This window comes from Pseudomonas sp. B14-6 (assembly GCF_013260315.1).
In the GTDB taxonomy this organism is placed as follows: Bacteria; Pseudomonadota; Gammaproteobacteria; order Pseudomonadales; family Pseudomonadaceae; genus Aquipseudomonas; species Aquipseudomonas mandelii.
Genome location: NZ_CP053929.1, coordinates 2376167 through 2402556 on the forward strand (window position 1 = coordinate 2376167; position 26390 = coordinate 2402556).

General features: G+C 60.2%; 19 protein-coding genes and 1 pseudogene. 8 read left to right on the top strand and 12 right to left on the bottom strand.

All coding sequences use genetic code 11. The annotated features are described in order from the left end of the window. The first annotated feature begins 9 nt into the window (after positions 1-9). The 6 genes and pseudogenes from HP062_RS10770 (at position 10) to cobA (ending at position 9043) form a co-directional block, all read left to right on the top strand. Positions 10-585 (top strand): ANTAR domain-containing response regulator, encoded by a 576-nt coding sequence (locus HP062_RS10770; protein ID WP_008146285.1) that lies wholly within the window; start codon positions 10-12, stop codon positions 583-585. Positions 586-955: 370 nt separating this feature from the next. Continuing rightward, positions 956-2167, top strand: a complete 1212-nt coding sequence (locus HP062_RS10775; protein WP_077748200.1) for a NarK/NasA family nitrate transporter — start codon at positions 956-958, stop codon at positions 2165-2167. 7 nt (positions 2168-2174) lie between these two features. Then, on the top strand, positions 2175-3845 hold the full coding sequence (locus tag HP062_RS10780; protein ID WP_077748199.1) for a bifunctional protein-serine/threonine kinase/phosphatase: 1671 nt from the start codon (positions 2175-2177) through the stop codon (positions 3843-3845). Positions 3846-4273: 428 nt separating this feature from the next. Beyond that, positions 4274-5530 (top strand): annotated as a pseudogene (locus HP062_RS10785) (NAD(P)/FAD-dependent oxidoreductase); the annotation flags it as partial. 2 nt (positions 5531-5532) lie between these two features. Further along, positions 5533-8247 carry a nitrate reductase gene (locus HP062_RS10790; RefSeq protein ID WP_172791396.1) on the top strand — a complete coding sequence of 905 codons (2715 nt, stop codon included), beginning with the start codon at positions 5533-5535 and terminating at the stop codon, positions 8245-8247. A 10-nt stretch (positions 8248-8257) separates the two neighbouring features. Beyond that, positions 8258-9043, top strand: a complete 786-nt coding sequence (gene cobA, locus HP062_RS10795) for a uroporphyrinogen-III C-methyltransferase (protein WP_010456514.1) — start codon at positions 8258-8260, stop codon at positions 9041-9043. 75 nt (positions 9044-9118) lie between these two features. Here cobA and HP062_RS10800 read toward each other — a convergent pair whose 3' ends face one another. The 8 genes from HP062_RS10800 to ppsA form a co-directional block, all read right to left on the bottom strand. Then, positions 9119-10153, bottom strand: coding sequence for an OmpA family protein (locus tag HP062_RS10800; RefSeq protein WP_010456516.1), 1035 nt, complete (start codon positions 10151-10153; stop codon positions 9119-9121). A gap of 107 nt (positions 10154-10260) precedes the next feature. Then, the gene (gene sigX, locus HP062_RS10805) at positions 10261-10851 is read right to left on the bottom strand and encodes an RNA polymerase sigma factor SigX (protein ID WP_010456518.1); all 591 of its coding nucleotides are present in this window, start codon (positions 10849-10851) and stop codon (positions 10261-10263) included. A gap of 87 nt (positions 10852-10938) precedes the next feature. Beyond that, positions 10939-11763, bottom strand: a complete 825-nt coding sequence (locus HP062_RS10810) for a mechanosensitive ion channel domain-containing protein (protein WP_008027407.1) — start codon at positions 11761-11763, stop codon at positions 10939-10941. A gap of 2 nt (positions 11764-11765) precedes the next feature. Beyond that, positions 11766-12014, bottom strand: a complete 249-nt coding sequence (locus HP062_RS10815) for a hypothetical protein (RefSeq protein WP_007944521.1) — start codon at positions 12012-12014, stop codon at positions 11766-11768. A gap of 63 nt (positions 12015-12077) precedes the next feature. Then, positions 12078-13073, bottom strand: a complete 996-nt coding sequence (locus tag HP062_RS10820) for a zinc transporter ZntB (protein WP_083376059.1) — start codon at positions 13071-13073, stop codon at positions 12078-12080. A 26-nt stretch (positions 13074-13099) separates the two neighbouring features. Then, positions 13100-13591, bottom strand: a complete 492-nt coding sequence (gene rraA, locus HP062_RS10825) for a ribonuclease E activity regulator RraA (RefSeq protein WP_010456528.1) — start codon at positions 13589-13591, stop codon at positions 13100-13102. A gap of 121 nt (positions 13592-13712) precedes the next feature. Next, positions 13713-14702, bottom strand: a complete 990-nt coding sequence (locus tag HP062_RS10830) for an alpha/beta fold hydrolase (RefSeq protein WP_172791397.1) — start codon at positions 14700-14702, stop codon at positions 13713-13715. A gap of 98 nt (positions 14703-14800) precedes the next feature. Continuing rightward, positions 14801-17176 carry a phosphoenolpyruvate synthase gene (gene ppsA, locus HP062_RS10835; protein ID WP_010456532.1) on the bottom strand — a complete coding sequence of 792 codons (2376 nt, stop codon included), beginning with the start codon at positions 17174-17176 and terminating at the stop codon, positions 14801-14803. Positions 17177-17350: 174 nt separating this feature from the next. Here ppsA and HP062_RS10840 point away from each other — a divergent pair, with 174 nt between their 5' ends. Then, positions 17351-18169 carry a pyruvate, water dikinase regulatory protein gene (locus tag HP062_RS10840; RefSeq protein ID WP_172791398.1) on the top strand — a complete coding sequence of 273 codons (819 nt, stop codon included), beginning with the start codon at positions 17351-17353 and terminating at the stop codon, positions 18167-18169. Between the two features lie 123 nt (positions 18170-18292). Here the strand turns inward: HP062_RS10840 and HP062_RS10845 are convergent, their stop codons facing one another. Next, the gene (locus HP062_RS10845) at positions 18293-19702 is read right to left on the bottom strand and encodes a PLP-dependent aminotransferase family protein (RefSeq protein WP_102594104.1); all 1410 of its coding nucleotides are present in this window, start codon (positions 19700-19702) and stop codon (positions 18293-18295) included. Positions 19703-19838: 136 nt separating this feature from the next. Here HP062_RS10845 and HP062_RS10850 point away from each other — a divergent pair, with 136 nt between their 5' ends. Further along, the gene (locus HP062_RS10850) at positions 19839-20726 is read left to right on the top strand and encodes a DMT family transporter (protein WP_172792567.1); all 888 of its coding nucleotides are present in this window, start codon (positions 19839-19841) and stop codon (positions 20724-20726) included. Between the two features lie 105 nt (positions 20727-20831). Here the strand turns inward: HP062_RS10850 and prpD are convergent, their stop codons facing one another. The 3 genes from prpD to acnD form a co-directional block, all read right to left on the bottom strand. Next, positions 20832-22316 (bottom strand): 2-methylcitrate dehydratase, encoded by a 1485-nt coding sequence (prpD, locus tag HP062_RS10855; RefSeq protein WP_172791399.1) that lies wholly within the window; start codon positions 22314-22316, stop codon positions 20832-20834. A gap of 175 nt (positions 22317-22491) precedes the next feature. Beyond that, positions 22492-23682 (bottom strand): 2-methylaconitate cis-trans isomerase PrpF, encoded by a 1191-nt coding sequence (gene prpF / locus HP062_RS10860; RefSeq protein WP_010456542.1) that lies wholly within the window; start codon positions 23680-23682, stop codon positions 22492-22494. A gap of 54 nt (positions 23683-23736) precedes the next feature. Then, positions 23737-26334 carry a Fe/S-dependent 2-methylisocitrate dehydratase AcnD gene (gene acnD, locus HP062_RS10865; protein ID WP_010456544.1) on the bottom strand — a complete coding sequence of 866 codons (2598 nt, stop codon included), beginning with the start codon at positions 26332-26334 and terminating at the stop codon, positions 23737-23739. Positions 26335-26390 lie beyond the last annotated feature (56 nt).

A 26390-nucleotide genomic window follows, 5' to 3' on the forward strand; every position in this document is an offset into this window, starting at 1 on the left:
ATTGCGAATATGTTGCGTATCCTGCTGATCAACGACACCGCGAAGAAAGTCGGTCGCCTGAAAGCAGCCCTGACCGAAGCCGGGTTCGAGGTGATCGACGAATCCGGCCTGACCATCGACCTGCCCGCGCGCGTCGAAACGGTGCGTCCGGATGTGATTTTGATCGATACCGAGTCACCCAGCCGCGATGTGATGGAGCAAGTGGTGCTCGTGAGCCGCGACCAACCGCGACCGATTGTGATGTTTACCGATGAACATGACCCCGATGTGATGCGCCAGGCAATCAAGTCCGGGGTCAGTGCCTACATCGTCGAAGGCATTCACGCACAACGCTTGCAGCCGATTCTCGACGTGGCCATGGCGCGCTTTGAAAGCGACCAGGCCCTGCGCGCCCAGCTCAACGCCCGCGACCAGCAACTGGCCGAGCGCAAGCGCATCGAGCTGGCCAAGGGGCTGTTGATGAAGATGAAGGACTGCAACGAGGAAGAGGCTTACACCCTCATGCGCCGCCAGGCCATGAGTCGGCAGCAGAAACTGATTCAGGTGGCGGAGCAGATTATTGCCATGAGTGAATTGCTCGGCTGACCTCTTACCCTTTGTGGCGAGGGAGCTTGCTCCCGCTGGGCTGCGAAGCGGCCCCAAAAAACCCGGCAGCCTAACCGATTTTGTGAGTGCTGCGCACTCAAGCGGGAGCAAGCTCCCTCGCCACAAAAATCTCCTCAACCCACATTCCCGAGGGTTGGCACAGATCTCGCTAAGTAATCCATACAGGTAACCAACGGCGGTTGCCCCACCTACGACAAAGACGTCGCTCACCTCATTTGCCCACGGCGAATCGGGTGGCGGCGTTTTTTCGTTTTGGCCCCAGAGATCGGGGCCGGTGGTGCGGCCGAGGCGGCGCCCCACCTGCAAGCTTCTGACTCCTTCTCGAGACTCCCTACAGCTGAGGTGCGCGATGAATTCAAGCTTCTGGAAATCTGGCCATACCCCGACATTGTTCGCGGCCTTCCTCTATTTCGACCTGAGTTTCATGGTCTGGTACCTGCTCGGCCCACTGGCGGTGCAGATCGCCACCGACCTGCAACTGACCACCCAGCAACGCGGGCTGGTGGTGGCCACGCCGATTCTCGCCGGGGCCATACTGCGCTTTTTGATGGGCTTGCTGGCTGATCGCCTGTCGCCCAAGACCGCTGGCCTGATCGGCCAGGTGATCGTCATCTGCGCCCTGTTCGTTGCCTGGAAACACGGCATCCACAGTTACGAACAAGCGCTGCTATTGGGCTTGTTTCTCGGTGTGGCCGGCGCATCCTTCGCCGTCGCCCTGCCGCTGGCCTCGCAATGGTATCCGCCGCAGCATCAGGGCAAGGCAATGGGCATCGCCGGTGCCGGCAACTCGGGCACCGTGCTTGCCGCATTGATCGCCCCGGTGCTGGCGGCCGCCTTCGGCTGGAGCAACGTGTTCGGCTTCGCCCTGATTCCGCTGATCCTGACCATCATCGTGTTCGCCTGGCTGGCCAAAAACGCCCCTGAACGGCCGAAAGCCAAGTCCATGTCCGACTACTTCAAGGCCTTGGGCGACCGCGACAGTTGGTGGTTCATGTTTTTCTACAGCGTGACCTTCGGTGGCTTCATCGGCCTGGCCAGCGCCCTGCCCGGCTATTTCAACGACCAATACGGCCTGAGCCCGGTCACCGCCGGCTACTACACCGCAGCCTGCGTGTTCGGTGGCAGCCTGATGCGCCCATTAGGCGGCGCGCTGGCCGACCGATTCGGCGGGATTCGCACGTTGCTGGGGATGTACACAGTCGCAGCGATCTGCATCGCGGCGGTGGGTTTCAACCTGCCGAGCTCCTATGCAGCGCTGGCACTTTTCGTCTGCACCATGCTCGGTTTGGGTGCGGGTAACGGCGCGGTCTTCCAATTGGTCCCGCAACGTTTTCGTCGGGAAATCGGTGTAATGACCGGCTTGATCGGCATGGCCGGCGGCATCGGCGGTTTCGCACTGGCAGCGGGCATGGGCGCGATCAAGCAAAGCACTGGCAGTTATCAAATGGCCCTGTGGTTGTTCGCCAGCCTTGGCGTGCTCGCCTGGTTCGGCCTGCACGGGGTGAAACGTCGCTGGAGAACCACCTGGGGTTCGGCCGCTGTGACCGCTGCCCGGGTCTGAGACTGCAATGAGCCTGCAATTGAGTTTTGCCGAAGCGAGCGCCATCGGCCCTCGCGAGGAAAATCAGGACGCCCTGCGCCTGGTCACTCCGGCCCCGGCGCTGGCGGCAAGCAAGGGTTACCTGTTCGCCATCGCCGACGGGGTCAGCCAGTGCGCCGACGGCGGTCTCGCCGCCCGTTCGACTTTGCAGGCCCTGGCGCTGGACTATTACGCCACCCCGGAAACCTGGGGTGTCGCGCAAGCGCTGGATCGCCTGCTGCTGGCGCAAAATCGCTGGTTGCAGGCCAATGGCGGTGGGCAACCATTGCTCACCACTGTCAGTGCTTTGGTCATGCGCGGCAGGCGTTTTACCTTGGCCCATGTCGGCGATTGCCGGGTGTACCGCTGGCACGCCGACACCTTGCAGCGGGTCAGCGAAGATCACGTATGGGACCAGCCGGGCATGCAGCATGTGCTCAAGCGAGCGCTGGGGCTCGATCAGCATCTGGTCCTGGATTTTCTTGACGGTGAACTTCGCCTCGATGAGAGCTTTGTGCTGCTCAGCGACGGCATCTGGGCGGTGCTGGGCGACACCGCCATTGCGGCGATTCTGCGCGACCAACCGGACCTGCACAGCGCGGCGCAAACCCTGGTCAGCGCAGCGCACCTGGCGGGCAGTCAGGACAATGCCAGCGCCCTGTTGGTGCGAGTCGATGCCCTCGGTGAGACGAGCATTGGCGATGCGCTGATTCATCTGCAGCAATGGCCACTACCACCCGCATTGAAACCGGGCCAGATGTTCGAGGGCTGGCAGGTCGAAGGGATGCTCGGCCAGAGCCAGCAGTCGCTGCTTTATCGGGTTCGCGACAGCCAACAACACCCCTGGCTGCTGAAAACCTTGCCCGGCGCACTGCGCGACGATCACCTCGCCGGTCAGGCTTTGCTGTCGGAGGAATGGTTTCTCAAGCGCGTGGCCGGACGGCATTTCCCTGAAGTTCATGCCGCCAGTCAGCGTCAGCATTTGTATTACGTGATGCGCGAGTATTCCGGTTCCACTCTGGCGCAGTTGCACGAACGGGTTGCCGCGCTGCCGCTGGCGCAATGGCAGGATCTGGCCGAGCGTCTGCTCAAGGCCGTCGGCATGCTGCATCGCCGGCAGATTCTTCATCGCGACATCAAACCGGAGAACCTGTTGCTGGGCGACGACGGTGAATTGCGCTTGCTGGATTTCGGCCTCGCCTACTGCCCCGGTCTGTCAGAAGATCAACCCACGACCTTGCCCGGCACGCCGAGCTATATCGCGCCGGAAGCCTTTGCCGGTGAGGCACCGACACCGCAACAGGATCTGTACGCAGTCGGTGTCACCCTGTATTTCCTGCTGACCGGGCATTATCCCTACGGCGAAATCGAAGCCTTCCAGCGTCCACGCTTTGGCGTGCCCGTCAGCCCCAGCCGTTACCGCCCAGACCTGCCGGACTGGATCGCGCAAAGCCTGGAGCGCGCGGTCGCGGCGGATCCGGGTCAACGGTTTGAAACGGCGGAAGAGTGGTTGCTGTTGCTGGAGCAGGGAGAGCGACGCAGTTTGAGTGTGCGGCCCAGACCGCTGCTGGAGCGCGAGCCGTTGAAGGTCTGGCGGACACTGGCGCTGGTGATGTTGGTGGTGAATCTGGTGCTGCTGGTTTTGCTGTTTCATGGCTGATTCCGCGTCGTGCCCATCGCGAGCAGGCTCGCTCCCACAGGGGATCTCCAGTGTCCGGGAGACCATTATGGGAGCGAGCCTGCTCGCGATGGCGGACTGACAGCCCCGCCTGCCCCATCAGCAACTCGCTCCATTAATGGGCAACGCGCTTTGATTCGGTGCAATAAATCGGACGCTTTGACTCAAAACTGTTATTTCCCGCTCTAAACCCGGGTTCTGACGACTTGGCACAACCACTGCATTACCTCTCCCAACAGACATAAAGCCCAGCCTTCAACGATGAAGGGTGTGCTTCCCGAGAGAACGGGACCAGGACAAAGGCGTCCTCGCTAGGCAACTAGCGGGACGCCTTTTTTTGTTTGCGCAAAATATGTCGAGCAAGACCTGACAGCCCTGATGAGGCGGGTCCGAGCTCCCCGGAGAACCTGATGAAAAAACTAAAACTGGTGATGATCGGCAACGGCATGGCCGGGGTTCGTACCCTGGAAGAACTGCTCAAGTTGAGCAACGAGCTGTACGACATCACGGTCTTCGGCGCCGAACCCCATACCAACTACAACCGCATCCTGCTGTCCCCGGTACTGGCCGGTGAACAGACCTTCGACGAGATCGTACTGAACGATCTCGACTGGTACCTGGACAACAACATCAAGTTGCTGCTCAACCGCAAAGTAGTGGAGATCGACCGGGTCAAACGCCGCGTGATCGCCGACGACGGCACCGAGGCGGAATACGATCGCCTGCTGATCGCGACCGGCTCGACCCCGTTCATCCTGCCGATCCCCGGCAACGCTTTGCAGGGTGTGATCGGCTATCGCGACATCGCCGACACCCAGGCCATGATCAACACCGCGAAAACTCACAAGCACGCAGTGGTGATCGGTGGCGGTCTGCTCGGCCTGGAAGCTGCAAACGGTCTGATGCTGCGCGGCATGCACGTCACCGTGGTGCACATCGGCGAGTGGCTGCTGGAGCGGCAGCTGGACAAAACCAGTGGCGAACTCCTGCAAACCGCCCTGGAAGCCCGCGGCCTGCATTTTCGTCTGAGCGAACAGACCCAGGCCCTGCACGATGCCGGCAACGGCCGGGTCGGCTCGGTTGAATTCAAGAATGGCGACATCATCCCCGCCGACCTGGTGGTCATGGCCGCCGGCATCCGCCCAAGCACCGAACTGGCGGAAAAATCCGGCATCCCCTGCCATCGCGGGATTCTGGTCAATGACACCCTGCAAACCTATGACCCACGGATCTACGCCATCGGCGAATGCGCCAGCCACCGCGGAACCGCCTACGGCCTGGTCGCGCCGCTGTTCGAGCAAGCCAAGGTCTGCGCCAACCACCTCGCGCAACTGGGCTTCGCCACCTACAAAGGCTCGGTGACCTCGACCAAATTGAAAGTCACAGGCATCGACCTGTTCTCCGCCGGCGACTTCATGGGCGGCGAAGGTACCGAAACCATCACCCTCTCCGACCCGATCGGTGGGGTCTACAAAAAACTGGTGATCAAGGATGACGTGCTGGTCGGCGCCTGTCTGTACGGCGACACGGCCGATGGCGGGTGGTATTTCCGGCAGATTCGTGAAAATCACGACATCGACGAGATCCGCGATCACCTGATGTTCGGCGACGCTTCGTTCATGGAACAGGCCATCGGCGACGCAGGACACTCAGGCAGGGAAGCAAGCTGATGAACCAGATTACCGCTTCCACCTGCTGCTACTGTGGGGTCGGCTGCGGCGTGCTGATCGAGCATGACGGCGAGCGCATTCTCGGCGTCAGCGGCGATCCGAGCCACCCGGCGAACTTCGGCAAGCTGTGCAGCAAGGGGTCGACCTTGCACCTGACGGGCGACTTGACCGCGCGAGCGTTGTACCCCGAACTGCGCCTGGGCAAAGGCCTGGCCCGCAGCCGCACCGACTGGGACACCGCCCTCGACCACGCGGCCAATGTCTTTGCCCGAACCATCGCCGAACACGGCCCGGACAGCGTGGCGTTCTACATTTCCGGGCAGTTGCTGACCGAGGACTATTACGCCTTCAACAAACTGGCGCGAGCGCTGGTGGGCACCAACAACATCGACAGCAATTCGCGGCTGTGCATGTCATCCGCAGTGGTCGGCTACAAGCGCAGCCTCGGGGCCGATGCGCCGCCATGCAGCTACGAAGACCTGGAACTGAGCGACTGCGTGATGATCGTCGGCAGCAACATGGCCTACGCCCACCCGGTGCTGTTTCGTCGCCTGGAAGAAGCCCGGTCCCGCCGCCCGCAGATGAAAGTCATCGTCATTGACCCCCGTCGTACCGACACCTGCGATTTGGCCGACCTGCACCTGGCGATTCTTCCCGGGACCGATGTCGCCTTGTTCCATGGGATTTTGCACCTGCTGCTGTGCGAAGACTGGGTCGACCGCGATTTCATCCAGGCTCATACCGAAGGTTTGGCCGAACTGACCAATCTTGTACGCGATTACACGCCGTCAATGGTGTCGCAGCTGTGTGGGATCGAGGTCGAGCAATTACAGGAATGCGCCAGATGGGTCGGCACCTCCCCGAGTTTTCTGTCGCTGTGGTGCATGGGATTGAACCAGTCCACCGCCGGTAGCGCCAAAAACAGCGCACTGATCAATCTGCACCTGGCCACCGGGCAAATCGGCCGTCCCGGCGCAGGACCGTTCTCCCTGACCGGTCAGCCAAATGCCATGGGTGGACGGGAAACCGGCAGCCTGTCGAACCTGCTGCCGGGCCATCGCGAAGCGGCCAATGCCGAGCATCGCGCGGAAGTGGCGGCCTATTGGGGCGTTGATCAACTTCCGGAAAATGCCGGGCTTACCGCAATCGAGTTGTTTGAGCAGGTTCGCAGCGGAAAAATCAAAGCCCTGTGGATCGCCTGCACCAACCCGGCCCAATCGTTGCCGGACCAGACCGCCGTGCGCGCTGCCCTGGAGGCCTGCCCGTTCGTGGTGTTGCAGGAAGCCTTTCGCACCACCGAAACCGCCGCGTTCGCCGACCTGCTGTTGCCTGCCGCCAGTTGGGGCGAAAAGGACGGCACGGTGACCAACTCCGAACGGCGCATTTCCCACGTTCGCCGGGCCATCGTCGCACCGGGTGAAGCGCGTTCCGACTGGGCGATCACGGTGGATTTCGCACAACGCCTGGAAAAACAGCTGCGCCCCGGGCAAAACAGCCTGTTTGCCTTTGAAACGCCGGCGCAGGTCTTCGACGAATACAAACACCTGACCCGCGGGCGTGATCTGGACTTGTCCGGCATCAGTCATGCGCTGATCGACCGCCTCGGCCCACAACAATGGCCCTTCCCCACTGGCGCCAGCGAAGGCACTGCACGCCTGTATCTCGACGGTATTTTCCCGACCGCCAGCGGACGTGCTCAGTTTGTGGCCGATCCGTATCGCGCGGCCAGGGAACAACGCGACGCACACTTCCCGCTGACGCTGATCACCGGTCGCTTGCGCGATCAATGGCACGGCATGAGCCGCACCGGCACCGCCGCGCAGCTGTTCGGGCATGTCAGCGAGGCCGTGTTGAGCCTGCATCCGGATGAAATGCGTCGGCATCGTCTGCAACCCGGCGATCTGATCAGCCTGAAAAGTCGGCGCGGCGCGGTAATCGTGCCGGTCGCCAGCGACGACAGCGTGCGGCCTGGCCAGGCCTTTCTGCCCATGCATTTTGGTGACCGTTTCCTCAAGGGCGGCGTGAACACCCTCACCCTGCCCGCTTTTGATCCGCTGTCAAAACAACCGGAACTCAAACACAGCGGCGTGCGACTTGAGCCGGTGCAGTTGCCGTGGCAGCTGTTCGCCCTGGTCGAAGGCAATGTTCAACAACATTTTGAGACGCTACGACCGCTCTGCGAGGCGTTTTCCTACGCCAGCCTCAGCCTGGTCGGCCGTGAACGCCCTGCGCTGCTGATACGCGCTGCCAGCGCCACCGCGCCTGATCCGCAACTGCTGCGTGACATCGATCAGTGCCTGGCGCTCAACGACGGTCCCGTACTGGCCTACGACGACCCACGACGCTCCATCGGCAAACGCGTGCGGATCGAGAACGGTCGGATCACCGCGATTCGCCTGGCCGGCGAAACACTCGCCCAACACTGGCTGCAAAACCTCTGGCTTGAGGGACGCGTCGACGAACAACTGCGCCGTTGGCTGCTGGCACCACTGAGCGCGCAGCCGGGTAACGCGGGCACGGCGGCAGCGGGCACCAAAACCCTTTGCAACTGCAAGAACGTCAGTCAACGCGCGGTCTGCGCCGGCATCAGCCGTGGCCTGGACTTGCAGGGCCTGAAACAAGAATTGGGCTGCGGCACGCAATGCGGCTCCTGTGTACCTGAAATCAAGCGTCTACTGGCTGCCACTGCGCAGCCGATCGCCGTTATCGCGTGAGGAAAATACGATGAGCGCAAAAGTCTGGCTGGTGGGTGCAGGTCCCGGCGACCCTGAATTGCTGACCCTCAAGGCTGTTCGGGCGTTGAGAGAAGCAGATGTTGTGCTGATCGACGATCTGGTCAATGACGCGGTGCTGGAGCATTGCCCCGGCGCGCGGATCATTCCTGTGGGCAAACGCGGCGGCTGTCGTTCCACGCCTCAAGCCTTCATTCATCGCCTGATGCTGCGTTATGCCCGCCACGGCAAATGCGTGGTACGGCTCAAGGGCGGCGATCCGTGCATCTTCGGTCGCGGCGGTGAAGAGGCACAGTGGTTGCGCGAGCACGGCGTTGAGGTCGAACTGGTCAACGGCATCACTGCCGGGCTGGCGGGTGCGACGCAATGCGATATTCCGCTGACCCTCAGAGGCGTTGCCCGTGGCGTGACGCTGGTCACCGCCCACACTCAGGACGGCAGCAGCCTGAACTGGCAGGCCCTGGCCCAGGGCGGCACGACGCTGGTGATTTATATGGGCGTGGCGAAGCTGAGCGAGATCCGCGAGCAGCTGCTGGCCGGGGGGATGGCGGCGGATATGCCGGTGGCGATGATTGAAAACGCGTCCCTGGCGCACCAACGGGAATGTCGGAGCAATTTGACGGCCATGGAACAGGATGCCTCAGCATTCGAATTGAAAAGCCCGGCGATCCTGGTCATTGGCGCGGTAGCAGCCCGCTCTGCGCTTTACTGTGGGAACGAGTCTGCTAGCGAAGCGGACTTGTCCGTCGACATCAATGCTGGATATCAACGCGCCTGACGGCTCGCCCCTCACCAAATCGCAGACAAAGAAAAGCCCGGCCTAAGCCGGGCTTTTCTCAGAGCTGCGGGCTAATTACTTAGCTTGAGCTTCAACCTGCGCTTCTACGCGACGGTTTACAGCGCGGCCAGCTTCAGTTTTGTTGTCAGCAACTGGGCGGGATTCGCCGTAGCCAACAGACTGAACGCGGGTCGATTCAACACCGTACTGGTTGGTCAGAACTTGCTTAACGGCGTTTGCACGACGCTCGGACAGTTTCTGGTTGTAAGCGTCAGGACCGACGGAGTCAGTGTGACCTTCAACAGTAGTGGTGGTGGATGGGTACTGTTTCATGAAATCAGCGAGGTTTTTGATGTCGCCGTAGCTGTTAGGCTTGACTACCGACTTGTCGAAGTCGAATTTCACGTCCAGTTCAACACGAACAACTTCAGCAACTGCTGGGCAGCCATCAGCGTCAACAGTTACGTTGGCTGGGGTGTCCGGGCACTTGTCAACGTTGTCGCAAACGCCATCGTTGTCGCTGTCGGAGCAGACTTCAGCTGGTGCTGGAACTGGAGCAGCAGCAGGCTTGGAGCCGCCACCGAAGTTCACACCGATACCGACGCTTGGAGCCCACTCGGTGTCGCCTTGGTCGATGTTGTACTGAGCTTCAACGCCAGCACGGGCATAGAAGTTGTCAGTGAAGTACAGCTTGGCACCGCCGCCAACGTTGGCGAAGGTCGAACGGTTGCGGCCGTTGCTGCCATTCTGGTCGATGCTCTGGTCCGAGAAACCGGCAGAGACGTAAGGACGCAGCATGTCACCTGGGTTGTTGAAGTGGTACAGAGCGTCCAGAGCGGTGTTAGCGCCCTTGATGTTACGACCGTCGTCGGAACGAACGTTGTGCACTTCGTCGTAGCCCAGACGCAGTTCAACGTCGTCGGTCAAGAAGTAACCGATCGAGCCGCCGAACAGGTTGCCGTTGTTCTTGAAGTTACGAGCGCTGTCGAATTGTTCTTTCTTAGCGAAGCCTTCGATTTCAACTGCGCCTTGGCCTTGTGCCAGAGCGCCGAACGAAGTGGCGGCAATCAAAGAACCAATGGCCAAGCCCAAGGTGTTTTTCAGTTTCATCCGTTAAATCCCCATCTGGTGATTGTGAAGCAGTCCCGCAAACCGGGGGACAACTCGGCGGCAAGTCTATCAGAACTTGCCTACACGTAAGAGATATTTGCGCCGAACTAAGTTTCAGCAATGCCTGCAAATTTCTCACGCAATTTGTCTAGAGCGCGTTTGTACCGCATTTTTGTTGCACTCAAACCCATGTGCATGATGTCTGCGATCTCCTGAAACTCCAGCTCTGCGACAAATCGTAGCACCAGAATTTCACGGTCAATCGGGTTCACATACACCAGCCAGCGATCAAGTCCACCCTTATCCTCGGGTTTCGGCGTCTTTTCTTCAGACGCTTCCTCGAGGGGGTCCAGACTCAAAGCGTCCATCAAGCGACGCTTTCGCCGTTCCTTCCGATACTGTGTGATGCATTCGTTGTACGTGATGCTGTAGAGCCACGTTTTGAACTTCGATTTTCCCTCGAAGTTCTTCAGGCCATACAACACCTTCAACATCACTTCCTGACAGACATCGTCCGCGTCGCGATCGTTCCCCAGATATCGTGCGCAGACGTTAAATAATGTTCGTTGGTAACGCCGCATCAGTTCTTCATAGGCGCGTGTTACGTGAAACAGCTCGGTATGCGAGCGCGCGACCAACTCCTCATCAGAGAGCTCGCGGGGGTCGTAGCGCGTGGAGAGCGATTGAGCTTTATTCAAAACAAGTCGGGCCGACAGTCAGGTCAATGTCCGCCGCAGCCCTTACAGGGCACTTTGCGGCGGCATACATTAGCAGGGTTTGCCGGGTTAGCGGCTACTCACATGCTGCTCCAGGAGGATCCGATTGGAGAGAGAGACTAGCTCACCCTCATCGGTCAGCAATGTGGTTTTAACCGTGCCGATCTCTTCGATCTGACCTTCGACCTCGCCAACACGCACTTGTTGCCCAACCTGATACAACTCACGCACATAGATTCCCGCAAGAATCTGACCGGCAATTTCCCGGCTTCCCAATCCCATGGCCAGCGCAACTGCCAGACCAACGGTAATCAAAACGATCACAATCACGTGGTTGAGCAGGTCAGTCTTGACCTCCAACTGGCTGATCGCGACCGAAATACTGATGATAATTACCAGCCCCTGGGCAATTCGCCCAAGGCCCGCAGCGTAATCCAGCCCTACGCCCTCTGCGGCACCACGCACCAGCCCATTGGCCAGTTGCGCCAGCAACACACCCACCAGCAGCACCAGCGCGGCGCCAAATACTTTCGGCAAATACAGCGCAAGCATGTCAAGCGTAGCCGAAACTCGCTCAAGTCCAAGGGACTCTGCGGCAGAAACCAGAAAAATCAGCAGAACGAACCAATAGACAATCTTTCCGATCAGGGTCGAGATCGGCACTTGCAAGCCGGCCCGGGACAGCAATTTAGTCAGACCGGTGCCGCCCATCAGGCGATCAAGGCCCAGCTTGGCGAGCAACTTCGACAGCAAAGTATCCAAAAGTTTCGCAACGACGAAACCCAACAGCAGCACAACCAGCGCGCCGAACAGGTTCGGGATGAAATTGGCCACCTTGGTCCATAACGCAGTCATTGCAGTGACGAGGCTCTGTGTCCAGAGATCAAGTTCCATATTCAATCAGCCTTATCAGCGGTGCGAACGGTAGGTTTACGGTGGCGGGATACCGGCGAGACGTGGGCCGAGCCGTTATTGAGGGCAATCATCAGCGCGGGCAACCAGCGGCCCAGCAGGCTGAACAGATCGCCAGCGCCGACCTGGCGGTTGGCGGTTTTCAGGACACGCCCAAGGCACGCATCGTCGTCACGGGTGGACGGCGAGGCGTTCAGCATGTCGCGCAAAGACTGTTCAAACGGATCGTGCATACGCACCTCTCGTGATGTCTGTGAAAGACGCGGTCAAATTTGCCCGGGTCACATGGCTCATCGTCACACCCAGCGCAAACGTCTAAATAACCACCACTGTCCGAGCGCTACCGAAACCATCATCAGGCACGCGATCAGGAACCCATAAGGGCTGGCGGAGAATGGAATTCCACCGACGTTGATGCCCAGAAGACCGGTCAGAAAACTCATCGGCAAAAAGATCCCGGTGATGATCCCGAAGCGGTACATCGTGCGATTCATGCGCACGCTCAAACGTCGGTCTTCAGCCTCGAGGACCAGCCCCACCCGCTCCCGGGTCAATTCCAGCTCCTCAAGATATCGGGTCAGGCTGTTGTTCAATTCGTTCCAGTAATCGCCATCGTCTTCGACGAACCAGGGCAGTTTTATCCGCGTCAGCTGTCCGAAAATTTCCCGCTGCGGAGCAAGGAAACGTTTCAGTGCAGCAGCCCGTCGACGGATCTGCAAAATGGCGCCGTGCTCGGGTGTATACCGTTCGTCGGCATCCAGTTTTTCTTCTTCCTCATCGACCACTTCCGAGAGGCAACTGACCAGATCCTGCACCTTATGGGTGAGGTACTGAGCCATATAAAGGATGAGTTCGGAGGCGGTTTTCGGACCTTTGCCTTCGGCCAGCGTCACCAGCAACTCATCAGTGGCGCGCAATGGACGCAGGCGAAGGGAAATCACACGCTGGGCTGAGGCGAAGATACGCACCGAGACCATGTCTTCCGGTTCTGCGCCCGGGTTCAGGTTGACCCCGCGCAGAAACAGCAGGAGTTCGGAGTCCGGCAGCGGCAGAAGGCGCGGACGGGTGTTCTCTTCGAGCAGCAGGTCACAGCTGAATTCACTCAGACCGCTGGATTTGCGCAGCCAGGTCTGGGTTTGCGGGTGACTGCGATCCCAGTGCAGCCACAGGCTTTCATGGGCCTGTAGCTGCAAGTCATCGAGTTCAGTCCGGGCTATCGAACGCGCACCGCCTTTACCATCCAGCACCAGGGCATGCACCAGCCCCCACTGCGCGTTTTCTTCCTCGAACATCCTCACCCCTTTGTTGGTCTTGCGCTTTATTCAGGCATCTTCAGCGGGCTTGGCGAGATGATCACGCCGTTGTTGTCCGCGTAGATGTAATGGCCTGGATGGAAGGTCACGCCCGCAAAGGTCACCGCCACGTTGAGATCGCCGATACCACGCTTGTCGGTCTTCATGGGATGGCTCGCCAGTGCCTGAACCCCCAGGTCGGTTTGCGCAATGACGTCGACGTCACGGATGCAACCATAGATCACCAGCCCTTCCCAGCCGTTGTTCGCGGCTTTCTCGGCGATCATGTCGCCCAGCAGGGCACGACGCAGGGAACCGCCACCGTCGACCACCAGCACCTTGCCATTGCCCTTGAGCTCGGCTTGTTCCTTGACCAGCGAGTTGTCTTCGAAGCACTTGATGGTCACGATTTCGCCGCCGAAAGAATCACGGCCGCCGAAATTGCTGAACATCGGTTCCAGCACCTGCACCAGCTCCGGGTAGGCGTCGCACAGGTCAGGCGTGAGGTAATGGTTCATCGAGAAACTCCTGTAGAGAGGAAGACAATCGAGTGTGTCGCAAAGTGACCGGAACAGCTCAATGCGTCATATCTTAGCCTCAAGCCGAACAGAGCGAAATGCCCTTGTTAGAGCATCAGGCTCAGATTGCCGTGGCCAAATCCGGCTTTTCTCCCAGTAAAGGCGTTTGCTGATCAGCCAGCCAGCGCGCTACCAACGGCCAGACTTCAGTTTGGGCGGCTTTGCTGACGAGCATTTCCACGTGACCGAAATTATCGCCAAAGCCCTGCTCGCGGCCAAGGTTGATGAATTGCTTGTGTTCGGAACCCATTTGATCGAACAACTTGCGGCACGCCCATGCCGGATCCTGGTGATCGCCAGCGGCACTCACGGCCAGCACCGGTATTTGAACGTCGGCCAATCCCGCCCACCAGTCCTTCTCCGAATCGCCGAAGCGCCCGAACAGGCCATACCAACGCATGCTTTCCAGGGCCAGGCCAATCGGCTCGTCCTCCGGGCCACGCTTGAGCCGCGAACCGGACAGTTGGGCGAAACGCTTGAGAATGAAGCGCCCGCTCCACTCCACCGGTGGAATTTTCAACGGCCAGTAGGTGCGACTGACCTGCGTGCCGAAGAACGCCGCCGACGCCACGACAGGCTCGCCAATGTATTCACCACCCAGTGCCGCCGCCAATGTGATGCCGCCCAGCGAGTGACCGATCCAGTGCGGGACCTGACCACTCTGCTCGCGAACGAACGCGCCAATGGCCGGCAGATCGTAACGGGCGTAGTCGGCAACACGGTTCTTGCGGTAGTTCTGATTACGCTGGGACAGGCCGTGACCGCGCATTTCGGGAATCCAGACATCGAATCCCAGGCGCGTCAGGTAGGCGCCCAGCCCAAGTCCTTTCGGCGAGAACCAGAACCGGCGATTGGAAAAGCTGCCGTGCAACAAAATCACCGGCACGCCACGCACGGACGATTCATCAGCCATGCCAAGACGCGTCACAGCCAGTTCGACGGTGCCGTCAGGGCTGTTGCCAGGTTTCAAACGATAGACATCTTCGCTCAGATCGCCGCGACGCTCGGCGCTGATCAGGGCGACAGGAAATAGGTTGCTGCTGCTTTGCATAATGCTCTTGCACAAAAAAGGGCGGCTTCCAGAGGAGCCCGCCCTACTTGAATCTTAAAGCCCCAGCCACTAAAGCGGCCGGGGCTTCACTCACACCATCAAGCCGAAGCCTGACCTTCAGCCAGGAAGAACCAGGTTTCCAGTACGGAATCGGGGTTCAGCGAAACGCTTTCGATGCCCTGCTCCATCAGCCACTTGGCCAGATCAGGGTGGTCCGAAGGGCCCTGACCGCAAATGCCGATGTACTTGCCAGCCTTGTTGCAGGCCTGAATCGCGTTGGCCAGCAGCTTCTTGACCGCCGGATTACGCTCGTCGAACAGGTGCGCGATGATCCCGGAGTCACGGTCCAGGCCCAGGGTCAGCTGGGTCAGGTCGTTGGAGCCGATGGAGAAGCCGTCGAAGAACTCGAGGAACTCTTCAGCGAGGATGGCGTTGGACGGCAGCTCGCACATCATGATGATGCGCAGACCATTTTCGCCACGCTTCAGACCGTTCTCCGCCAACAGATCGATGACCTGGCTGGCTTCGCCTAGGGTACGGACGAAGGGCACCATGATTTCGACGTTGGTCAGGCCCATCTCGTTGCGCACGCGCTTGAGGGCACGGCATTCGAGTTCGAAGCAGTCGCGGAAAGATTCGCTTATGTAACGCGAGGCGCCACGGAAACCCAGCATCGGGTTTTCTTCTTCCGGCTCGTAGAGCTTGCCGCCGATCAGGTTGGCGTATTCGTTGGACTTGAAGTCCGACAGACGCACGATGACCTTTTTCGGCGTGAACGCAGCGGCCAGGGTGCTGATGCCTTCAACCAGTTTCTCGACATAGAAACCGACCGGATCGTCGTAACCGGCAATGCGCTTGTCGACGCTGTCCTTGATGTCCTGCGGCAGCCCGGCGTAGTTCAGCAGCGCCTTGGGGTGCACGCCGATCATGCGGTTGATGATGAATTCCAGACGGGCCAGGCCCACACCGGCGTTCGGCAGTTGCGCGAAGTCGAATGCACGGTCCGGGTTACCGACGTTCATCATGATCTTGAACGGCAGATCAGGCATGGCATCGACGGAGTTTTTCTTGATGTCGAAGCCCAGTTCGCCTTCGAAGATGTAACCGGTGTCGCCTTCAGCGCAGGAAACAGTCACGCCCTGGCCGTCTTGCAACAGCTGGGTGGCGTTGCCGCAACCGACCACGGCCGGGATGCCCAGCTCGCGAGCGATGATCGCCGCGTGGCAAGTACGGCCGCCACGATTGGTGACGATGGCGCTGGCGCGCTTCATGACCGGTTCCCAGTCCGGGTCGGTCATGTCGGAGACCAGAACGTCGCCTGGCTGGACCTTGTCCATCTCGGACACGTCCTTGATGATGCGGACCTTGCCGGCGCCGATGCGCTGGCCGATGGCGCGACCTTCAACCAGCACGGTGCCGGTTTCTTTCAACAGGTAACGTTCCATGACGTTGGCCTGAGTGCGGCTCTTCACGGTTTCAGGACGGGCCTGAACGATGTAGAGCTTGCCGTCGTCGCCGTCTTTGGCCCATTCGATGTCCATCGGGCACTTGTAGTGCTTCTCGATGATCATCGCTTGCTTGGCCAGTTCGCTGACTTCAGCGTCGGTCAGGCAGAAACGGGCGCGATCGGCCTTGTCCACGTCGATGGTCTTGACCGACTTGCCGGCCGTGGCGACTTCGCCGTAGATCATCTTGATGGCCTTGCTGCCCAGGTTGCGACGCAGGATGGCCGGACGACCGGCGGCCAGCGTACCTTTGTGGACATAGAACTCATCCGGGTTCACCGCGCCTTGTACGACGGTTTCACCCAAGCCGTAGGCGCCGGTGATGAACACCACGTCACGGAAGCCCGACTCGGTATCGAGGGTGAACATCACGCCGGCGGTGCCGGTTTCGGAGCGGACCATGCGCTGCACGCCAGCCGACAGGGCAACCAGCTTGTGGTCGAAGCCCTGGTGGACGCGGTAGGAAATCGCGCGGTCGTTGAACAGGGAGGCGAACACCTCTTTGGCGGCGCGAATAACGTTTTCGACACCACGGATGTTCAGGAAGGTTTCCTGCTGACCGGCGAAGGAAGCGTCCGGCAGGTCTTCGGCGGTAGCGGAAGAACGCACGGCCACGGCCATGTCAGGGTTGCCGGCCGACAGCGTGGCGAACGCAGTGCGGATCTCGGCGTTGAGTTTCTCGGGGAATTCGGCTTCCATGATCCATTGACGGATCTGGGCGCCAGTCTTGGCCAGGGCGTTGACATCGTCGACGTCCAGGGCGTCGAGGGCGGCGTGGATCTGATCGTTCAGGCCGCTCAGTTCCAGAAAATCACGATAAGCCTGAGCTGTCGTGGCGAAGCCACCGGGCACCGATACACCGGCACCTGCGAGGTTACTGATCATCTCGCCCAGGGATGCGTTCTTGCCCCCTACGTGCTCTACATCATGGACGCCGAGCTTATCGAGGGAAACTACGTACTCTACCAAGGTGATCTCTCCACTAACTGTGTTGGAAAAGCTCAGAAGCCGGGCGCTCGGGGGAGCGTTTGCCAGCTGTATGGCCTGGACCTGGAAAATAAGTGAGAATGCGGGCCACTGGCGGCCGGCAAATCGCGCCTATCATATCCAAGATTCGTCACTAGCTTAAGGCCCAAGGTGCAAATGAAACGATCTGCTTTCTTTATTTCCGACGGCACCGGCATCACAGCCGAAACCCTCGGCCAAAGCCTCCTGGCGCAGTTCGAAAACATTACCTTCAGCAAATTCACGCGTCCGTACATCGACAACGTGGATAAAGCGCGGGCCATGGTACAACAAATCAACAAAGCCGCCGAAACCGACGGTTTCCGGCCGATTATCTTTGACACCATCGTCAATCAGGACATCCGTGAGATCCTCGCCACGTCCAATGGTTTCATGATCGACATTTTCTCGACCTTCCTGGCGCCGCTTGAACAGGAACTGACCGAGCATTCTTCCTACACCGTCGGCAAATCCCACTCCATCGGCACCAACTCCAATTACATGGAGCGGATCGAGGCGGTGAACTTCGCCCTCGACAATGACGACGGCGCGCGCACGCATTATTACGACAAGGCCGACCTCATCCTAGTGGGCGTGTCGCGTTGTGGTAAGACACCGACGTGCCTGTACATGGCGATGCAATTCGGCATCCGCGCGGCCAACTACCCGCTGACCGAAGACGATATGGAACGCCTGCAACTGCCCACCGCACTGCGCGCCCACCAGCACAAGCTGTTCGGCCTGACCATCGACCCGGATCGTCTCACCGCGATCCGCAACGAGCGCAAGCCCAACAGCCGCTATTCGAGCTACGCCCAGTGCGAGTTTGAAGTGCGCGAGGTGGAGAACCTGTTCCGCCGGGAGAACATTGCGAACATCAATTCCACGCATTTTTCGGTGGAAGAGATTTCGGCGAAAATCCTGGTGGAGAAAGGGGTGGAGCGGCGGTTCAAATAGTTCTGCGGCGCCCGTTATAGCGCATTCGCGAGCAGGCTCGCTCCCACAGTTGATCTCCAGTGGACACAAAGTTTGTGTACGACAGAGATCCACTGTGGGAGCGAGCCTGCTCGCGAAAAACGATTACACGGTCTCCGCCAATGCCCTCGCCAATGCTTCAAACCCCTGCAGCAACAACCGATCATCCCCCGCTGAATGACACACACTCGCCCGAATGAATTGCGGCACTGCGGCATGCCCGACCGCAAACGCTTCCGCGGTGGCCACCAGGTAATTGTTCTGCTTGAGCTCCGCCGCAATCTGCGATGCTCGCCACGGTTCGGGCACTTCGATCCAGAAGTGTGGGCTGTGGGGATGAGTCTTGTACCCGACCTCTTCTAACATGGGGCTGACCAAACGCTTGCGGCGACTGATTTCAGCAATCTGCTGCCCCAGCAACTGCTCGGCGATACCGTTTTCGATCCACGCCGTCGCCAGCTCCATCGACAGCGGACTCGCCATCCAGCACGTCCCGCGCACCGCCGCGCTCAAACGTCCGATCAACGGTTGCGGCGCATGCAGATAACCCGCCCGTAAACCCGCCGAAACCGCTTTGCTCAGACTGCCGATCAACACCGAACGCTCCGGGGCAAAGTGGCTCAAGGGCAACGGACGCTGCTGCGCGAGCACGGCGTGGGCTTCGTCCTCGATGATCAGCAGATTATGTTGGCGACAGACCTCGGCAATCGCCTCACGTCGCGGGACGGACATCACCGCCGCCGTAGGATTCTGGAGGGTCGGCGTGCAGTACACCGCTGATACCCGATGATGCTGGCAAACCTCCGACAAAGACTCGGGCAACAATCCTTCGTCATCCATCCCGACACCGATCAGCTTGATGCCGAGCATGCGGGCGACACTGATCAACCCGGGGTAAGTCAACTGCTCGGTGACCAGAGTGTCGCCGGGCTTGAGCAGCGCCATCAGCACGCAGAGCAAGCCGTGCTGGCCGCCATTGACGCAAATAACCTGCTCGGCGCTCGGCACGAAGGCCTGATGCCGCAGCCAATGGGCACCTGCCGCACGATGGCGCGGCAACCCGGCATCGGCCGTATAACCGCTAAGCAGTTGCAAGGTGTATGGATCGCTGGCCAAGGCCTGCAGGCTTTGACTCAGAAAAGCGCCTTCCTGCCCCGGAATCGGCTGATTCCGACTCATATCGAAGTAAGGCTGTGGGTCGTCGCTGACATTGCGAAAGCCGCCATCCCGCACCCGCTCCATCCCCCGCTGACGCACATAGGTGCCATCTCCTACACGAGCCACGACCAACCCTACCCGCTCCAGTTCGCCATAGGCACGGCTGATGGTGCCGATGGTCACTCCCAGGCTGTCTGCTAAAAGACGATGGGGTGGCAGCTTGCTGCCGGGTTCGATCAAACCTTCGCCGATACTCTTTTCCAGGGCTTCGGCGAGGCGCTTGTACTTCACGCCGCGTCCCTGAGCCAGGCCTTCGCGCAAGATTGACACCGTGGCAATACTTACTTTGACAGTCATTTCCATCCCGAATAGCGTGCTGAAAACAGGTTCAATCAGCGATAGACCTATTTGGTAACCGGGTCAATTTCGACGACGAAGGAGCACGATCATGTCCACGGCCCTCAGCGCCTTTTCCAGTATCCGAAAACCGTGGCTGGCCGGAGGGGTCACCAGCGTGCTGTTCCTGATCGTTTGCCTGAGTTGGGGCACGACGTGGCTGGGCATCAAGATTGCCGTCGAAAGTGTGCCCCCGCTGACCGCCGCCGGGCTGCGTTTTCTGATCGCCTTTCCGCTGTTTTTGAGCTTCGCCCTGCTGCGTCGCGAGCCGCTGCTGTTTCCCCGGCAAAGCCGCTGGTTTTTCGTGTTCGTCACCCTGTCGTATTTCAGCCTGCCGTATTACTTGCTCAACTACGGCGAGATGCACGTGTCGTCCGGCCTGACCGCGCTGCTGTTCAGCTGCATGCCGGTGTTCATCCTGCTGTTTTCCGCCGTGTTTCTGCGGCAGAAAATCTACCCTTCGCAAGTGATTGGCATCGCCATCGGTTTTGGCAGTCTGTTCATGATTATCCGCAGCCAGGGGCTGCACCTGGACCATGCCGAATTGTTCGGTGTGCTGGCGATTCTGGCGGCGGCGGTCATGCATGCGCTGTGTTACGTCATCACCAAGAAGCAAGGCAGTGCGATCAGTGTGATTACTTACAACACGCTGCCCATCGGCCTGGCCGGTTTGATGCTGTTTGTGGCGGGATTGAGCGTTGAGGCTCCGGTGTTCGAAGACATCACTGCGCGCTCGTGGGGCGCCTTGCTGTATCTGGGACTTGTGGCCTCGGTGGGCGGGTTTATCGTTTACTTTTTGCTGCTCAAACGCTTGAGCCCGATCATTCTGTCGTTCGTGTTTATTATTTTTCCGGTGTTCGCGGTGGTGATTGGCGCGTGGTATGAAGGGCACAGTCTGACCCGGGAGTTGATGGGGTATTCGGCGGTGCTGCTGACCGGGTTTGCCATCACCAAATTACCCGTCGAAAAATGGCTCAAGGGTTGACGCCGGCCGCCCCTGCAGGAGCCAGGCTGCCGGCGAAGGCGTCTGCAAATACGCCGTCGCCGGCAAGTCGGATCGCCGCCCCCCTGTCTTTTGCAGGAATTCGTGTCAGATCACGAACAGGTCGACGAAGCGATTGACCGGGGTTGCCTCCAGCACAGCCTGATCCTTGCACAACGCAAAAATCTCCGCACTGCGCTGGGCGGTGAAGCGCGTCGCCAGGTTGGCCTTGAACTTGTCCTCCAGCAACGGAATGCCATCGGTGCGGCGACGGCGATGCCCGATCGGATATTCCACCACGACCTTCTCGGTGCTGGAGCCGTCCTTGAAAAACACCTGGATCGCGTTGGCGATGGAACGCTTGTCCGCCTCGAGGTACTCGCGGGTGTACTGCGGGTCTTCGACGATGACCATTTTCTCGCGCAATACATCAATGATCGGGTGCGCCGCGTGGAAACTGTCTTCGTACTGCTCGGCGACCAGATTGCCGAAAGCCAGCGGCACCGCCGTCATGTACTGAATGCAGTGGTCGCGGTCGGCAGCGTTGGCCAGCGGGCCCACCTTGGAAATGATCCGGATCGCCGACTCGTGGGTGGTGATGACGATTTTGTCGATCTCATGCAGACGATTTCTAACCTGTGAATGCAGGGTCACTGCCGCTTCGCAGGCGGTTTGTGCGTGGAATTCAGCGGGGAAACTGATTTTGAACAGCACGTTTTCCATCACGTAGGTGCCGTATGGGCGGGAGAAGCTGAAGGCGCGTTTGTCGTCGGGCTTGAGCGCCAGATCGTTGTTGGTGTGGCTGAACAATACATCGTAAAAGCCCCACTGCTTCGCCGTCAGCACGCCGGGAATGCCCATCTCGCCACGCATCGCCATGTCCGCCAGGCGCACACCGCGACTGGACGCATCGCCCGCCGCCCAGGACTTGCGCGACCCGGCATTCGGCGCATGCCGATACGTGCGCAGCGCCTGGCCGTCGGCGAAGGCATGGGACAACGCTGACAGCAACTGCTCGCGATTGGCGCCCATGAGTTTGGCGGTGACGGCGGTCGAGGCGACTTTCACCAGGATGACGTGATCGAGCCCTACCCGATTGAAGGAGTTTTCCAGTGCGATCACGCCTTGAATCTCGTGGGCCATGATCATGGCTTCGAGCACTGCGCGAACGGTCAGCGGCGCATCGCCATTGGCCAGGCGCTTTTGCGACAGGTGATCGGCCACTGCGAGAATACCGCCGAGGTTATCGGACGGATGGCCCCATTCGGCGGCGAGCCAGGTGTCGTTGTAGTCGAGCCAGCGCACGATGCAGCCGATGTCCCAGGCCGCCTTGACGGGATCGAGCCGGAATGGGGTGCCTGGCACGCGTGCACCGAACGGGACGATGGTGCCTTCCACGATAGGGCCCAGGTGTTTGGTGCATTCGGGGAAGCGCAGGGCCAGCAGGCCGCAGCCGAGGGTGTCGATCAGGCAGTTGCGGGCAGTGTCGAGCGCTTCGGCGGACTCGATCTTGAAGTTGAGGACGTAATCGGCAATGTCCTGCAGGACAGTGTCGTAGTCGGGGCGGTTGTTCAGGTCGACGTTGGCGCTCATGTTCGATTCACTCTTGAAGTGGTTCGTTGATGGGACCTCGGTTCAGGGATCAATCTCGATGGGTTACAACATTCTTATTGTTGAAATCGGACCTGTAGGAGCCAGGCTTGCCGGCGAAGGCGATCTTGAGGGCGCCTTCGCCGGCAAGCCTGGCTCCTACAGGCGTTAGATGTTGTTAGAAGGAATCACCCGGCACGCGGACGTAACCTTCCATCAACACCCGCGCACTGCGGCTCATGATGGCCTTGTTCACTTTCCATTCACCGTTCACCAGGCTAGCTTCAGCGCCCACCCGCAAGGTGCCGGACGGATGCCCGAAGCGCACGGCATTGCGTTCGATCCCACCCGCCGCGAGGTTGACCAAGGTGCCGGTAATCGCCGCTGCCGTGCCGATGGCAACGGCCGCCGTGCCCATCATCGCGTGGTGCAATTTACCCATCGACAACGCACGTACCAGCAGGTCGACATCCCCTGCCGCAATGGCTTTGCCGCTGGACGACACGTAGTCCGCCGGCTTTGCCACAAAGGCCACCTTAGGTGTGTGCTGACGCTTGGCCGCTTCGTCCAGGTCCTTGATCAGGCCCATGCGCAACGCGCCATAAGCACGGATCGTCTCGAACATCAGCAGCGCTTTCGGATCGCCATTGATCGCCCCCTGCAACTCGGTGCCGGTGTAGCCAATGTCTTCGGCATTGACGAAAATCGTCGGGATGCCGGCATTGATCATGGTTGCCTTGAAAGTCCCGACACCGGGCACTTCCAGGTCATCCACCAGATTGCCGGTGGGGAACATCGAACCGCCGCCACCCTCTTCTTCCGCGGCAGGGTCCATGAATTCGACCTGCACTTCAGCGGCGGGAAAGGTCACGCCGTCGAGTTCGAAATCGCCGGTTTCCTGCACTTCACCGTTAGTGATCGGCACGTGGGCGATGATGGTCTTGCCGATGTTGGCCTGCCATACACGCACCACGGCGATGCCGTTCTGCGGAATGCGGCTGGCGTCCACCAAACCATTGCTGATGGCGAACGAACCGACCGCAGCCGACAGGTTGCCGCAATTACCGCTCCAGTCGACGAAAGGCTTGTCGATCGAGACCTGACCGAACAGGTAATCGACGTCGTGATCAGCCTTGGTGCTTTTCGACAGGATCACGGTTTTGCTGGTGCTGGACGTTGCGCCGCCCATACCGTCGATTTGCTTGTCGTAAGGGTCGGGGCTGCCGATCACGCGCAGCAACAAGGCATCGCGCGCCGGGCCGGGAATCTGTGCCGCTTCGGGCAGGTCTTTGAGGCTGAAAAACACGCCTTTGCTGGTGCCGCCGCGCATGTAGGTGGCGGGGATTTTGATCTGAGGTGCGTGAGCCATGATGGTCCTTTTAGGATCGAGCGGGACCGCAGGGTCCCGCCCGAACTCATCGTGTTAAACGGCAACCGCCGATTCTTCGAGGAAGTCCTGAGCGAAACGCTGCAACACGCCGCCGGCCTCGTAGATCGACACTTCTTCAGCGGTGTCGAGGCGGCAGGTCACCGGCACTTCGACGCGTTCGCCGTTCTTGCGGTTGATCACCAGCGTCAGTTCGGCACGCGGCGTGCGCTCACCGATCACGTCGTAGGTTTCGCTACCGTCGATGGCCAGGGTATGACGGTCGGTGCCCGGTTTGAACTCCAGCGGCAACACGCCCATGCCCACCAGGTTGGTGCGGTGGATGCGCTCGAAACCTTCAGCGGCAATCGCCTCGACACCCGCCAGACGCACGCCCTTGGCCGCCCAGTCGCGGGACGAACCCTGACCGTAATCGGCACCGGCAATGATGATCAGCGGCTGCTTGCGCTCCATGTAGGTTTCGATGGCTTCCCACATGCGCATCACTTTGCCTTCCGGCTCGACGCGAGCGAGAGAACCCTGCTTGACCTTGCCGTTTTCCTGAACCATTTCATTGAACAGTTTCGGGTTGGCGAAGGTGGCGCGTTGCGCGGTCAGGTGGTCGCCACGGTGAGTCGCGTAAGAGTTGAAGTCCTCTTCCGGCAAGCCCATTTTCGCCAGGTATTCACCCGCCGCGCTGTCCAGCATGATCGCGTTCGACGGCGACAGGTGATCGGTGGTGATGTTATCCGGCAGCACCGCCAATGGGCGCATGCCCTTGAGCGGACGTGCGCCGGCCAACGCGCCTTCCCAGTACGGCGGACGACGGATGTAAGTGCTCATCTCGCGCCAGTCGTACAGCGGCGTGACTTTCGGGCCGGTGTCTTCATGGATGGCGAACATTGGAATGTAGACCTGACGGAACTGCTCCGGCTTGACCGACGCCTTGACCACGGCGTCGATTTCTTCGTCGCTCGGCCAGATGTCTTTCAGGCGGATTTCCTTGCCTTCGGCGTCCAGGCCCAGCACATCTTTTTCGATGTCGAAACGGATGGTGCCGGCGATGGCGTAAGCAACCACCAACGGCGGCGAAGCAAGGAACGCGTTCTTGGCGTACGGGTGAATCCGGCCGTCGAAGTTGCGGTTACCGGAGAGCACGGCGGTGGCGTACAGGTCGCGGTCGATGATCTCTTGCTGGATCACCGGATCCAGCGCACCGGACATGCCGTTACACGTGGTGCAAGCGAACGCCACGACGCCGAAACCAAGTTGCTCCAGCTCAGTCGTCAGGCCGGCTTCGTCCAGGTACAGCGCCACGGTTTTCGAACCCGGCGCCAGGGACGATTTGACCCACGGCTTGCGGGTCAGGCCGAGCTTGTTGGCGTTACGCGCCAGCAGGCCGGCGGCAATCACGTTGCGCGGGTTACTGGTGTTGGTGCAGCTGGTGATGGCGGCGATGATCACCGCGCCATCCGGCATCTGGCCAGGAACGTCGTCCCACTGACCGGAGATGCCTTGGGCGGCGAGATCCGAGGTGGCGACGCGGGCGTGCGGGTTGCTCGGGCCGGCCATGTTGCGCACGACGGTGGACAAGTCGAACGTCAGGCCGCGCTCGTATTGCGCGCCTTTCAGGCTGTCAGCCCACAGGCCGGTTTGCTTGGCGTAGTTCTCGACCAACTGCACCTGCTCGTCTTCACGGCCGGTGAGTTTGAGGTAGTCGATGGTTTGCTGGTCGATGTAGAACATCGCCGCCGTGGCGCCGTATTCCGGGGCCATGTTGGAGATGGTTGCGCGGTCGCCGAGGGTCAGCGCGGCGGCGCCTTCACCGAAGAATTCCAGCCATGCGCCGACCACTTTTTGCTTGCGCAGGAACTCGGTCAACGCCAGCACCATGTCAGTGGCAGTGATGCCCGGTTGCAGCTTGCCGGTCAGTTCAACGCCGACGCTTTCCGGCAGACGCATCCACGACGCACGGCCGAGCATCACGCTCTCGGCTTCCAGACCACCGACACCGATGGCGATCACGCCCAGTGCATCGACGTGCGGGGTGTGGCTGTCGGTGCCGACGCAAGTGTCGGGGAACGCCACGCCGTCACGTACCTGGATCACCGGAGACATTTTCTCCAGGTTGATCTGGTGCATGATGCCGTTGCCCGGTGGAATCACATCAACGTTCTTGAAGGCCTTTTTGGTCCAGTTGATGAAGTGGAAACGGTCTTCGTTGCGACGGTCTTCGATGGCGCGATTCTTCTCGAACGCCTCCGGGTCGAAGCCTCCGCGCTCGACGGCCAGGGAGTGGTCGACGATCAACTGCGTCGGCACCACCGGGTTCACTTGCGCCGGGTCACCACCTTGCAGGGCGATGGCGTCACGCAGGCCGGCGAGGTCGACCAGCGCGGTCTGGCCGAGGATGTCGTGGCACACCACGCGAGCCGGGAACCACGGGAAGTCGAGGTCGCGTTTGCGCTCGATGAATTGCTTCAGGGATTCGGTGAGCGTGGCCGGGTCGCAGCGACGTACCAGGTTTTCCGCCAGCACGCGTGAGGTGTACGGCAGAGTGTCGTAGGCGCCAGGCTGGATGGCCTCGACAGCCGCGCGGACGTCGAAGTAATCCAGATGGCTGCCGGGCAGCGGTTTACGGAATTCAGTGTTCATCGTCAGGACTCGGTCACGGTAGTTTCAAAAGGTGGGGCCTGGCACAGCACCTGAAA